This is a genomic window from Mycobacterium sp. NPDC050853 (assembly GCF_040653875.1).
Classification (GTDB): Bacteria; Actinomycetota; Actinomycetes; order Mycobacteriales; family Mycobacteriaceae; genus Mycobacterium.
Genome location: NZ_JBFAGW010000010.1, coordinates 88784 through 101448, shown reverse-complemented (window position 1 = coordinate 101448; position 12665 = coordinate 88784). Strand labels below are relative to the sequence as shown.

The 12665-nt window shown below is 61.5% G+C and carries 9 protein-coding genes; 6 read left to right on the top strand and 3 right to left on the bottom strand.

All coding sequences use genetic code 11. The features are described from left to right. Window positions 1–5: 5 nt before the first annotated feature. On the top strand, window positions 6–1865 hold the full coding sequence (locus AB0H22_RS23795) for a hypothetical protein (RefSeq protein WP_358149562.1): 1860 nt from the start codon (window positions 6–8) through the stop codon (window positions 1863–1865). Between the two features lie 45 nt (window positions 1866–1910). Then, complete coding sequence (locus tag AB0H22_RS23790; protein WP_358149559.1) at window positions 1911–2186, top strand: hypothetical protein; 276 nt, start codon at window positions 1911–1913, stop codon at window positions 2184–2186. Window positions 2187–3018: 832 nt separating this feature from the next. On the opposite strand, the gene AB0H22_RS23785 is transcribed toward AB0H22_RS23790, so the two are convergent. After that, on the bottom strand, window positions 3019–5676 hold the full coding sequence (locus tag AB0H22_RS23785; RefSeq protein ID WP_358149557.1) for a phage holin family protein: 2658 nt from the start codon (window positions 5674–5676) through the stop codon (window positions 3019–3021). A gap of 390 nt (window positions 5677–6066) precedes the next feature. Here AB0H22_RS23785 and AB0H22_RS23780 point away from each other — a divergent pair, with 390 nt between their 5' ends. Then, the gene (locus tag AB0H22_RS23780; RefSeq protein ID WP_358149555.1) at window positions 6067–7347 is read left to right on the top strand and encodes a hypothetical protein; all 1281 of its coding nucleotides are present in this window, start codon (window positions 6067–6069) and stop codon (window positions 7345–7347) included. Window positions 7348–7458: 111 nt separating this feature from the next. On the opposite strand, the gene AB0H22_RS23775 is transcribed toward AB0H22_RS23780, so the two are convergent. After that, window positions 7459–8730 carry an MFS transporter gene (locus AB0H22_RS23775; RefSeq protein ID WP_358149552.1) on the bottom strand — a complete coding sequence of 424 codons (1272 nt, stop codon included), beginning with the start codon at window positions 8728–8730 and terminating at the stop codon, window positions 7459–7461. A gap of 490 nt (window positions 8731–9220) precedes the next feature. Here AB0H22_RS23775 and AB0H22_RS23770 point away from each other — a divergent pair, with 490 nt between their 5' ends. Then, a complete protein-coding gene (locus tag AB0H22_RS23770; RefSeq protein ID WP_180751185.1) occupies window positions 9221–9613 on the top strand; it encodes a hypothetical protein in 393 nt (130 codons plus the stop codon). Window positions 9614–9722: 109 nt separating this feature from the next. Here AB0H22_RS23770 and AB0H22_RS23765 read toward each other — a convergent pair whose 3' ends face one another. Further along, a complete protein-coding gene (locus tag AB0H22_RS23765) occupies window positions 9723–10823 on the bottom strand; it encodes an oxygenase MpaB family protein (protein ID WP_358149549.1) in 1101 nt (366 codons plus the stop codon). 87 nt (window positions 10824–10910) lie between these two features. Here AB0H22_RS23765 and AB0H22_RS23760 point away from each other — a divergent pair, with 87 nt between their 5' ends. Then, the gene (locus AB0H22_RS23760) at window positions 10911–11513 is read left to right on the top strand and encodes a TetR/AcrR family transcriptional regulator (RefSeq protein ID WP_358149546.1); all 603 of its coding nucleotides are present in this window, start codon (window positions 10911–10913) and stop codon (window positions 11511–11513) included. Between the two features lie 218 nt (window positions 11514–11731). Continuing rightward, window positions 11732–12643 carry a hypothetical protein gene (locus tag AB0H22_RS23755; protein WP_358149543.1) on the top strand — a complete coding sequence of 304 codons (912 nt, stop codon included), beginning with the start codon at window positions 11732–11734 and terminating at the stop codon, window positions 12641–12643. Window positions 12644–12665: the final 22 nt, after the last annotated feature.

Below are 12665 nucleotides of genomic sequence, written 5' to 3'. Positions count from 1 at the left end.
ACATAGTGACGAACACGCATCAAATCGCCATGTCAACAACAGTGTTCAATCGCGAGTGGTTGAAACGCGTCACGTCCGTGGTGGCGATTCTTGCCGTCGTGGCTGCGGCGATTGGACTTCCGGTCATCACACCCAACCCCGCCGGCGTCAGCCCAGTTTTGGCGATCGCCCGCGCTGACTGCCCACCCGACTGCGGACCCGGTGGCGGCGGCAACCCCTCCGGCCCGCCCGGCGGCGGCACCGAGTTCGTCCCACCCTCCATGCCAGCCACGCCCTCCTACGAGCCCGGCCGCGGCTACCCCGCCCCCGACCAAAACAACAGCGTCTCCATCTACAACAGCGCCGCACCCCAACCCAGCCAAGCCGCACAACCCAACCAACAGTCCGCCCAAAACCAGGACGGCAGCTACAACCGCGCCGCGAACGGCGAACAACAACCCAACAACTACCAACAGGCCCCCAACAACCAACAAATCAACAACGACTGGCAAAAACTCTCCGACCAACTCAACAAACAACAAAGTAGTACGAACCAAGACGGTGGCAATCAAAACAGTCAGAACAAAGAGGAACGCGATCAACAGGATTGTAGTTCGATTATGGAATCGTTAGAAGTCCAGCGGGACTCCATCATTCCGTCTCCTGAAGAAATCGAACAAGCGCGACAATCCATAGAAACGTGGGTGCAGCAAACCCCGTCATACGGAGACGCTAATTCAGGTGGGCCGATAGGGCAGCCAGCAGTGCCCTCATTTTATGACCCTACGGCCCTGGATCCTGCAGCGGAGGATCCAGTTGAAATAGCACGCAAGGTGATATTGCAGCAGATTTTTGAGAACAAGCTCGCAGAAAACAATCTCAGCTTGGAGGACTGCCAGGAGCCAGCGGCTGCGGAAGTGGAATTGGCGCAACGCGAAACAGCAGTAACTACACATGAACAACCCTCTCGCCAAGAACCGGATTGGAAGGACCCCCTGGGGTGCCCGAGAGATGGTGGAGGGCCCCCCAGCTCGCCGGACGATTTGGAGCAACTGAACAGTAAAGCGGTCATCGACCGCTTTAAGGATATGAACCAGCGCTTGGATTCTGTGGGGTTGGATCCTGTAAATAAGCGCGAACGGGACGCTGCGAGCACGAGAGGACTGGCCGATATTGGCGACGTTCCAGATTTTTCGCGATATGACCCCAGCTCGTTAGTAAACGGCGATAACGGCGAATTCTCGTTTAGTTACGTCGATGAATTTGGGGAAACGAATAGAGCGACAGCTACTCCCAATGGGCAAGGACTGACGGTCAGGGTGTTTGGCGCCGAAGGAATGGTGCAGTACCTATATGTACAGAGTTGTCACTCGTATGTATTCACCAAGTCTGTACCTCCTCCGGATGTTGGGTTTGTCTATCCCGACGAAGTATCTGAAGAACTTCTCAACGCACTGGTTAGCCTGGGCCTTGACCTCACTGCCTCTGCGGCTAAGGGGATAGTGCGAATGATCGCCGGGTGGTGGCGAGGGCGAGCCGAACGGTCGGCCATAGCAAAGGGAATAGAAGCTGCAGAGGCAAGAGCTGCAGACGCAGATCAGAGACTCATCAAGGGATGGAGTGGCCGCAAGGGCTACGAACTCAGCGTCCCCCGTGGGACTAATCCACCAGCAACCATTAATGGAAGATACTTCACTGGACACGCCCTGGATCAGATGCAAGCGAGAGGCATACCGCCAACCGTTGTTGATAGTATCGTGTCTACTGTCAAACCGGTCGCAGGTAATAAGCCGGGAACGCTCCTCTACATAGACCCTGTCAACAAGATTTGGGTTGTTACAAACACGAAAGGCGATGTCGTCACTGTTAGTTATGGGAAATCCTAAATGAATGCTAGTCGACCATCTCCCCGAGAGATAACACGCGAACTGTTGGAACAGTACGAGGCTGGAGCAATCGACTTGTACAAGTTAGCTGACCGTCTCGAGCGTGTGGCGTCTTTGCTTGAAGCGACCGATGACCATGTGGCCATCATTTTTCGGGGAACATGGATCGCTATAGAAACAGTAAATGCGATGCAACTCTACGATCTTGAGAAAGGTGAGCGTCTTACGGCCGACAGAATTCAGGAAGATGATGCGCTGGTTGAAAGAGCTATCGGCGAGATGAGAATGCTTCTCAACTTGGATCGCCGAGGTTCAGATTGACTTATATGTTGGAGATTGTTACCCAAGCAGTTGCGGGTGAATCGCCCGGCGGTTCGGGGCCGTCCAAATGTGCGGCCCCGCCGATTGATTGGCTGCCAGATCCGCAACTGGCGCAGTGGTCAATAACCAAAATGTCTTCGGCGGCCCCCGCGCTCCCTCACACCCCCAATGGTTCGGGCGCGGAGGCACCTTTGTCATCTCAGCGCTCCGCCACCTTCGGCGCCGGGCATGCTTGGCGCCTGCGCGGGCGGTGAGTTCGGCGTAGTGCTTTTCGGCGGGCTGGTGTGTTTCGTTGGCTTGTTGCCAGAGCAACTCGTCGGAGATGTTTTGACGTGTATCGCGTAGCAGGTTGGCCATGTGGCTACGCAGTAGCTTGATGGTTTGGCGTTGATCTTCTAGGGGCCATCTGTAATCTGGGGAAGCCCCGGCAGTGCGGCAGCTTATTGTCGGTCTGCTCTGATTCTGTTGACAGGACATCAGCACACCTCGAGCTGGCGAGCGAATCTAGGCGAGGGAACTGAGGCCATCCAAGATCTCACGGCATCCGCTGTAAAAGGTGGATTCAGGCGTTCCAGAAAACCACATCTCGCGTTCCAGTCGCGTCAGATGCACCAGCCCTGAACAGCGTCTATGCAGTTCCGCCCAGGTCCCCGAGGGCGGGGGACCTATATGAATAGGTGTCTAAAACTCTAGCGGGTGCGTCGGGATGCTTCGGGCGTCGGCTTGTCGTGCGATGAGGGTCTATCGCGTGAATGCCAGACACGGTCACTCCGTCAGGAGGTTTTCTCGCTTCAAGCAGGCACGCCGTCAACAACCTCCCGGGTTGCGACATCTATGCAGGAGGGCGCAGCCCGGCGATGGTGTGTTCGGTCAACCGCAGCAGGCTGGTTCCGGCCTTCTGCATGACCTCGAAGGAATCGTCCCCGGTCTTGACGGGTACTTTCCACAGGGTTTGGCAGGTTGCTGGGTCGACGGCGATGAACTCTTGATTGCTGATGTCCCGCCAGATGATGGTGGTGCCGTCAGATCCCACGTATTCGCCGCTGTCGAGCTGCATGTCGCAGGCTGGGCCCTGTTGGCCGGTGAACAGGTCCCATGACCGCCACGCCCCTGGCGGTTCGCCAGCGTAGAGCTTGGTGCCGATCATGCGGAAGTGGTCGAGTATCGATGCAGGTACGTTGACCTGGGGCTTGCCCGCCGCGGTGTAAACCTGCAGCCCGCCGGTGTCATAGTTCTTGCCCGGCCGGTTCTGCGCAATGATCGGCATCGCCGGATTGGCCATCGCATAGAACCCGGTCAGCATGGCCACCTGTTTGCCGTCGCTGTCATACAACCCCACGCCCCGGGGGCGCGGCCCCCCGTCGAACTCGACGGCGAAACCACCGACATACACTCGCACCTCGGCTACCCGCTGCCCCTGCGGTGGGGTGGGTGTCAGATCACGCCCATCGACGGAAAACACACGAAAGTCGTTCCCGGAGCTGGACTTCTGTATCCCCACTGTCAGCGGCGCGATGTCGTCCACTCGCGGGTCATTGATCTCAACACTGACCAGATCCCCGTTGCCGGGAAGAAACCACGTCGGTTCTCCTTGGGAGCCCACCCCGTAGACACCCTTGCCTTCCGCCGCCGCGACCAGCCAGCTCGCCCCGTGGGAGGGCCCGAGCGGGACCAGAACCGGGCGACCTGGGTGACTACGGGACTCGAGGTTGCCCGCGCCCTGGACCTTGGGGTCACCGGTGTAGGTCACCTTGCCCTCGTCCAGATCGATCACCCAGAGCTGCTCGTGCTGGCCCGTGCAGGAAATTATCGAATCCGGGCAACTATCGGTGACGCATACGGCCACCGACGGGCCGTTGGTCGAACACGTGACTCCCGACCATCCGGGCATCTCGATCGTCGGGAACAGCGGCTTGCCAGTCTTGGTGTCCAGGCCGTACACCAATCCGGCGACCGGTTTGTCAGGATCGTTGCGCAGCGTCGCAAAGTACGCCCTGTCCGAGACGGCGGCGAAAAGGTCGCCCACTCGAGTCTCCGGCGTGAACCCGAGATCGGTCACCGAGACCTGCCAGGCAGGTACCGGTTGGCGATCCAGTGTGAAACCAATCAACCGGTCTTTCGGCGTCCCAACCGGCGCGTCCTGCGCGTTGCTCGGCCCGCCCGGACTGCTGCGTGGCCACCAGTGCACCACGGCCACGCCACCAGCCACCATGGCGACGACCACCGCGCACGCCAACGCCATCCAACGCACCCGCCGCCGAGGCGGTCCGCTTCCCCGGTCGGTGTCGTCGGCTCCCGGCGCATGAACATCTTCCACTGGATTCGGCTGCGAATGAATAGGATTCGGGTGGCCTGCTGTCGGAGTCGCTGAGGTGGCGACGCCGACCGCGTTGGGTTGCTCCGATGTCCATCCAGCGCTGGGAGGTGTGGACGCCGGGAGGTTCGTGAAGCTCGTCCGCGCCTCACACCAGCGTCGGGTGGACCGGGCCAGAGCCAACGCGATTGCCGCGGCGGCATAGGCCACCGTAAGCACCACCGCCAAAATGACGATCGAGAGGACTCCAGCTCGACGGTGGTCGTTTTCCGACACTGCCGAAAGCAAACCGAGTGCCGCCATGACGACGCCCGCCCAACAAACGACAACGGTGGTACGCCCCGAGAGCCGTCGGCGGAACAACAGGATCGTGCCGACGATCAGCCCAGCGGCGAGCGGTGTCATGACGGCCGCGACGATCGCGGCGACAATCTGGATCGTCGGAGACGCACCCGAATCGAGTGCCTCCGCCACACCCGTGACAACGAGAAATAGGAGCACTGCAGCGCCCAGCAGAGTCAGCACTGCCGCGCCGAGCGTGGTGCCGCGGGTGGGAGGTGGCAGCGAAGGGTCCAGAACCGGACCGGGCGCCGCTGCCGGCTGCCCTTGTCCGTCCGACTGGCCCTGGTAGGTCAACCAACGTTTGGTCGACGGAGCAAGCACCAGCCCCAGCATCACCAACGCGACGAGCACACCGCGGATCACCGTGCCCACCCCAGGACCGAATCGCACGACTTCCACATCGGAGGTCTCGCTCATCGCGGCGACGAGCCTGCTCCAAATCTGGGTGGAGAGGATGTAGGTGACGACCGGTGCCAGCAGCAAGATAGCGCCGGCCACTGCGACGACCATGCGGCCGGCCGGTTTGCGGCGAAACAGCATGATCCCGCCGACAACCAAGGCCACCGCCAATATCGCGTTGAGCACCGCGACCACCGTGTTCAGGGTGTCCAACGCGCCGAGCGCCGAGGTCGCGTCCTGGGGTAGATGCCCACCAAGGCGACCAAACGAATCATCGGTCGCCCACTGTGCGTACATCGACCAACCGGTACCCACCAGGCACATGAACGCCGCAATGAAACACAAGATCGCGGCCCAGCGAGCGGTCTCACGACTCGGCGGATTGGACGCCTGTTCTGGGCCACCAGCAGGCCCCCCCGACCGCACTGTATGCATGAATCCAGAACTTACCGATCCCGCTCAGTCTTTCGTGCACCAAATGCGTGACGCTGCATCGCGCAGCGGATGGCATGCGGGGGTGCACGCGTTCCGAAATCGGCACTATCGCGTTCCGGAACCGAAAACAGCACTACCGCTGAAGAGCTACGAAGGGGTTTTCAACCGGTCCCCGAGGGCGGGGGACCTGTGTGAATAGGTGTCTAAAACTCTAGCGGGTCGGCGGGGATGCTTCGGACGTGGTTGGCAGTGAGTCGAGTGGCGTTGTCGGTGGTGCGCAGGGGACCGCCTGTTTTGCGGACCGCTAGGCTGCCCGAAGCTGTCTAACCACATTCCCGTGTCTACTGCTGGGGTCAAGGCACACAGCCAGCCCTCGGGGAGGGAAACGCAATGAAATCGCAATCGTCGCTCATGAAACATGGGAAGCTCGTTGCGGCAGGCAGATTCATTTCACGCTGCGACAGATCTTTGCATTCGCCAGAGCCGCTGGCCGTCTCATCCGGCTGGCTTTACGTTGCGTCAGCAATTTTCACCGGGCTAGCGGTGGTGGGCAAGGCGCCGCTCATCGGGGAAATCGTTCCCGTGCGCCCCGGCATCATTTACGTTTTCTGTGGCGTCAGCTGCCTGATGCCGTTGCTGTACAAGAAGTTTCTGAAGGTGTCGCACTTCTTGGTGGTCCCGATCCTGGCGGCGGTGTGGCTGACCGCAGTTGTCGTGCAATCCCGCCTTCTCAGCCACCTCCATAGCCAGGGGCGCGGCACCGATCAGGGCGACTGCATCACCGTGGGTGTAGGACGACTCCTTCATCGATCATGGCCGTACGACCGCGATCTAATGTGGAGTCACAACCCCATGAGCTGCGGTCCGGGATGGTTGGTGACTCATGCGCCTACGGTCATCATCGGGTATCCGGCAACGATGGCCATGCTGTTCACCTGTGCCGTAGTGGTCGTGTATCTGGTACACGGATTTAAGAGTGCAGCCAACTTCGTTGTCTTGCTGGCAATTACCCCCGGATTCTGGCTGGCATATGCCAATGGAAACGACTTCGTCACATTCGGAGTTTGCGTCGCCGCGGTGTCAGCGCTTGCAACGGCCAACGGGCGCATGCAACGTTGGTTGGCCGCTGTCGGCGCTATCGCTCTCTCGCAGTTCCGCTTGCCCTTTGTACTGCTACCCGCGGCGATTCCACTCGATACGCCCCGCTTGCGTGAATATCGGAGTTTTACAAGACCACTTGCCGCTTTTGCGTGTCTTATGAGCATCGGCCTTTATGGGGTCTTCGCATGGTGGAGACCCGAGTTGATGTTGAGCGAGGGCCCATTTCACGTGCTGGAAAAATCAATGACCCTTGTCGGATTCCCCGGTGGCCGAATCGCGGTGATCGTCGCCTTCATGATCCTTACGGTCGTCATCGCGACCATTGCGCGCCGATTCCATGCGCGCTACTCCGCACTCGCGTACATCACGTTGACTCTCGTTCCGCTGTCGGTCGCCAGCTTGATCAACACGATCCAGACTCAGCGCAGTGTTATCGACGTCCTTGGGCACTGGGAAGGCGTGTCCTGGTTGACCGCTGTGGTCGCGGTTGCTGCCGGACTGGTGGGCTGTGGTCGTACGCCGGAACACACCGACCGAGACGAACACCTCGACGCCGTCAACTCCAGCTAGTGACTGTCATCGAGCCGTTAATGCCGTCGGCTGCCACTTCTACGACCTCGAGCGCCCACAGCTCAGAAGTGTTGCTGTCGCCGGTGGTTGCGCGCCAGTTGCGCGGCGGCATCACCGGTCTTGAGGGATAAACCTCTCAGGCCGAACGGTTTCGGTGGCCTCCCTGATGACGCAGATTGCGACGAGGCTTGCCGCACAGAACATCGCGCCAGCCAGCATGGGCATACGGGGGCCGCCGCTATCAATGGCGATTCCGCCGAACAGGGCGCCGACGGCGATTGCGCAGTTGAACACCAGGACGTAGAGAGATGTCGTTGCTTCGCCGCTCCGCTTGTCGCTGACCCGTAGCACGAGGGTTTGCAGCGCGACGGGCAATGCCGAATAGGCCGCTCCCCATACGGCCATCCAGAGCGCTATCGCTAAGAGCGAATATGTGGGGATCATCATCAGCAGTACGCCGGCGGTCATTACCACGGTGAGCCCCGCCAGGACGGGCCGAATCGTGCGAAACCTGTTGAGCAGTGCGGCTGATGCGAAGTTTCCGGCGACGCCGGCGATGCCGTAGGACAGCAGGAGTGCTCCGATCAGCCCGTCATTGATCCCGCGTGCTCCGCTCAGAAACGGGGCGATGTAGGTATAGGCGCTGTAGTTGCCGATGACGACGCCGGCGGTGACGATCAGCGCTCTGCGAACGGACTTGGACTTCAACAATGGCACGAGGTCGGAGAAGGCAAAGGATCGTTGAGACGGGAGGGCTGGAAGCAGTAAACGTACGAGAACGAACGTGAGGGCGCACAGTGCCGACAGGAGCGCGAATGCCCAGCGCCATCCCAGGATGCTGCCCAGGAATGCGCTGCAGGGGACGCCGAGTACGAGCGCCAGGGAGATCCCGGAGAAGACGACCGCGGTGGCTCGTACTGCATCGCGGTCGGCGACGAGGCGGATCGCCACGCTGGCGACGATGGCCCACATGAGTCCGTGGATCAGGCCGCAGGTGAACCGCGAGACCATGAACAGGGCGTAGTTGTGAGAGGCGGCGGACAGCGCATTGCCGACGGTGAACACTGCCAGGATCGTGAGAAGTAGTGTCCGGCGATCGATGCGGCCGGTGAGAACAGTGGTGGCGGGGGCCAGGAGCCCGGCGAGGACGCCGTACAGGGTGACGCTGAGCCCGGCCTGACCTTCGGAGACGTGCAGGTCGCCCGCGATGGAGGGCAGCAGCCCCATCGGTGTCATTTCCGTTGTGGTGACGGCGAATACCGCCACTCCTACTGTGGCGACCGCCATCCATTTGCGCGGCGTTGTCTTGGCTGTGGCCGCTGGTGTGTGATCGGCCGTCTGGGTAGGGGCGACCTGCGATAGGCCGCGAGGCCCGGCGGTCATGATGTGATCGCCAGGGCAGTGATGAACATGAGTGTTTTGGACGAAGATTGCCTCGCCGCTAGATAATGCACTGATCGCAGGATCGGGTACCTCCCGTACACGCAGTCATCCGAGTTAGCTTGCCCTCGTTGGGATGGGCCTGGCCTCGCGCGTGTAGGCGCATCCCACTGGCGGATCAATCCGATCGCCAGCGGCGACCTCCTCGGCGAGCTTATCCCCTCTGGCTTGTGCCTCGTCATGCTGCTGATCGAGCGAAAGCGAGCCGAGTCCCGCCCCGCATTCTCAGATCTGGGGTGACGCGTTCTGGCGCACTTGGCCGGACCCGCGTCGACCAACCGATCCCCGAGTGCGAAAAAGGTATGTCTAACAAGGTATTTGTAGTGGTGCGCTCTGGGCTTCCGCCTAGTTTGGGCACGATCGTGTGTCAGACCTGTCTCAAGTCGGTGTTTAGCGCACGTAACGATTGTGTCCTTTGATTCGATGTCTGATTGTGAAGATTCTCGTAGGTATTGCAGCATCAGCAGCGATTGCTGCTAGCGGTTTGGGTCTTGCGGCCTCCGCTAACGCAGCCCCTGCCCCGGCCATCCCGGCGCCGAGCTATCACTGGTGCCCTGGCGAGTTCTGGAACCCGTTCTGGGGCTTCAACTGGTTTGACCGCGAATGTCACGATGACAACTGGCGCGATAGCGGTTGGGATCGTAACGGTTTTGACCGTGACGGCCGAGACCGTGACGGCTGGGATCGAAACGGCTGGGGGCGCGACGGCCGTCAGCGGGATTGGCGGGACGGTGACCGTCATGATGACCGCGGTGACCACCGGGACGATCGCGGCAACCACCGAGACGATCGCGGTAATCACCGAGACGACGACTGGCGGCGTTAACACCGCACACCAACACGGCCGCACGGCGGTCCGTAAAATGCGATCGAGGCCCGGACCCGAGGACTGGGGAGCAGCGCAGGAGTCTATCGGGCCGCGGTGTCGACGACCCTCAGCCGAACGGGCAGGTTCCAGTGGGGCGTTCCGGAGCGGCGAAGGTGTCAAGGCGATGGCTGTGGTAAAAGTCCGCCAGCCGCTCGTTTCGCCGTGTCAACGACCGCTCAAGTTTGTCGAATTTGCGCTGTGCCGCAGGCGAACCGTCGAGCTGTGAGCGCGCCGTGTCGATGCGAATGTTGTTGTACAGCACGGGTTCTACCAGCAACCGGTCGGGCGTCACCCGCCATACCAACTGCAACAGTCGCGTATACAGCGCGAACTCGACGTTGTGGTGAGATTTGAGCTCGAATCCGATCATCTGGCGCAGCGCCGGATGCATGGCCTTAGCCGAGCACACTTGAATCATGCGGCCAGCAATGGGGCGAATCGCGAGCCAGAGCGGCATCAGGGCTGGGCGTAGCGCGCCGGGGAGCAGCAGCGTCGGCAGCGGCAGTCGCATCAAACCGGTGAACTGTTCGCGGAGAAAGCCGTTGGACTGCGATTTGTTTTCCACCATGTCGTCGTAGTAGTCGACAAAGGCGGCATACGTCGCCGGGAGCTTGCCATTGGCGCTCGGCAATTCGAGGTCAATGAGCAGATGCCGCTGATACTGGTACGCGGCCTCCTTCTCCACGGGAGTCATCGCATAACCCGTGCAGTGCGGGAATGACTCCAGGATGGCGTTCATGGCGCTGGCCGCTATCCATATCCATAGCTCCGGATCTAATGCGCTGTAACGGACCCCCTCGTACTCGCCGACGCCGGTGCCCCGCACTGCGCGGTGCTGCTCCTTGAGCCACCGTGCGGTGTCGGCGCGCTGTTGTCGATTGCCGCTAATCAGGGTCAGAGCGCTCAGCCCGCTGCGGATGCCGCGGTCGGTGAAGTTCTGGCGGAATCGGCCCGTACGGTCGACGGACGCGGCTATCGGTATCACGGCCACCTCGTCGAACAGCACACCGCCGAAGACGCCGACCAGGGGACTGCCGAGGTGCTTGCGGAATTCGGCCATGACGCGGGGGCGAACCCCGTCCGCGCGCAGGAGGGCCAGCCCGTCTTCCTGGAGGTGTGGATCCGAATCGCGGGCGGAATCGGTGTCGTGCGGCAGTACCTGCGTCATTGCAGCCTCCGTGGGTGTTAGTAACTGAGGTAAACCGTAACATCACAACATCGGGTTGGGAAGTACCTGCGCGTGAGAGACTGAGCTGTGTCTGTAGATCCGGACCCGACCGGCGAGCGCATCCTGGAGGCCGCGCTGCAGACCCTGCTCAGCTTCGGTATCCGCCGTGCGACAGTCGACGAGATCGCAAGGCGCGCGGGCGTATCGCATATGACGGTGTACCGTCGCTGGCCCAACAAGACCGAGCTCGTGCTCGCGGTCCTCATGCGGGAGGCGCAGACGATGTTCTCCGCCATAGATCGCGAAATCGCCGCGTTGGACAGCCCCGAAGACAAGCTCGTGGCGGGCTTCACCGGGATCTATTGGTATGTGCACACACATCCGCTGATGCATCGAGCGGTGGAGACCGATCCGGAGTCGGTGCTGCCGGTGCTGACAAGTGGGGCGGGCCCAGCCCTGGATATGGCGACGACATACCTGGCCGGCCATGTGAGCCGAAGTGCCGGTGATCTCGTCGATGACTCCTACGGTGTCGCGGAAGTATTTGTGCGCCTGACGCATTCGCTCATACTCGCGCCCAGCACCCGGCGGGAGCTTGCCACCAGGGAAGACACCGAACGGTACGCCCGTCAGTACATTCTGCCTATCGCACGGGCGTTGGTGCCGGAGCCGAGCAAGGCAGTCCGGTAGCGACTGGCGATATCCGCCGCGAGTGAATGACGGCATGTGCCAACATGTCGGCTGTGACCGATAGCGCGCGCCACGCGCTGGAGCTTGCCTTGGCTGGAACTGAGAGACCCACGATGCGTGCTTTCGGCCGGTGGGCAGCGGGGCCGACTAGTCTTTGTGCATTGACCACGCGGTTGATACACGGGGAATACGGCGACCACACTCATTGGGGGTAGCGGATGGATATCGGAGCGGGCTCATCGGCGGCCGAGGACTCGTCTGACGCTGCGGACACCGCGCCGCTGCCGGTCCTCAACGCCCTTCCCGGGATGACCTCCGACTCCGGGCCGTTCGCGCCGACGGAGCAGGACTTCGATCTGCCTCCGTTCATCGAGCAGCCGGTATCGACGGACTCGTATGCGGGCGGCCTCGGTATGCCGCCGTCCGCGCCGTATATGCAGTGGCCGAGCCACGAGCTCTTCGGTGACACCACGCCTACCGCATCTGGGCAGGCCTCACAACCCGTGAAGTCTTCGAGCCCGGTCGATTTCTCATCGTGGGAAGAGAAGCCCGAAAGAAGCAAGCGGCCGTTGATGATTGGCGGCGCGGTGCTCGCGGCCGTGGTGGTTGTCGGAGGTATCGTCGCTATATTCATGGGCCGAGGCACCGACGACGTCCCCGGGGACGCCACCGCTGCCCCGTCGACGCCGGTATCCAGCCGGAATTCCGATGCGGAGAGTCGTTTGATCTCGATGCTCCCGGCGGGATATTCGGCGTCGGCGTGCAAGGCCGTCGAACCCGCCAATGAGGCAGTGGCACAAATCAAGTGCGGCCCTAGTGATGATCCGGACGGGCCAACCGAGGCCAGCTATTCATTGGTGCGCGACAAGTCCGCGCTTGCGTCCGGACTGAGCCGCCTGATGAAGCGCAGCGCTGTGGTGGTGTGCCCGGGAAAGATCCAGTCGCCGGGGGCGTGGCATCGCAACACGGCGCCGGATCAGGTGAGCGGCACGGTGTTCTGCGGCTCGGCGCAAGGGCGTCCCATGGTCGGCTGGACCGATGAGGAGCGGCTTCTGCTCAGCGAGACGCGTTCGGGTGCAACCGGCCCGACGCTGGACCAGCTGTTCTCTTGGTGGTCTTTGCACTCATAACAAAAACCGCCGGCCGCATGAC

What these genes read in the sequence shown, in the direction of transcription:
- AB0H22_RS23785 (WP_358149557.1), bottom strand. Translation starts at nt 5,676, where the DNA reads ATGCATACAGTGCGGTCGGGGGGGCCTGCTGGTGGCCCAGAACAGGCG.
- AB0H22_RS23780 (WP_358149555.1), top strand. Translation starts at nt 6,067, where the DNA reads ATGAAATCGCAATCGTCGCTCATGAAACATGGGAAGCTCGTTGCGGCA.
- AB0H22_RS23775 (WP_358149552.1), bottom strand. Translation starts at nt 8,730, where the DNA reads ATGACCGCCGGGCCTCGCGGCCTATCGCAGGTCGCCCCTACCCAGACG.
- AB0H22_RS23765 (WP_358149549.1), bottom strand. Translation starts at nt 10,823, where the DNA reads ATGACGCAGGTACTGCCGCACGACACCGATTCCGCCCGCGATTCGGAT.
- AB0H22_RS23755 (WP_358149543.1), top strand. Translation starts at nt 11,732, where the DNA reads ATGGATATCGGAGCGGGCTCATCGGCGGCCGAGGACTCGTCTGACGCT.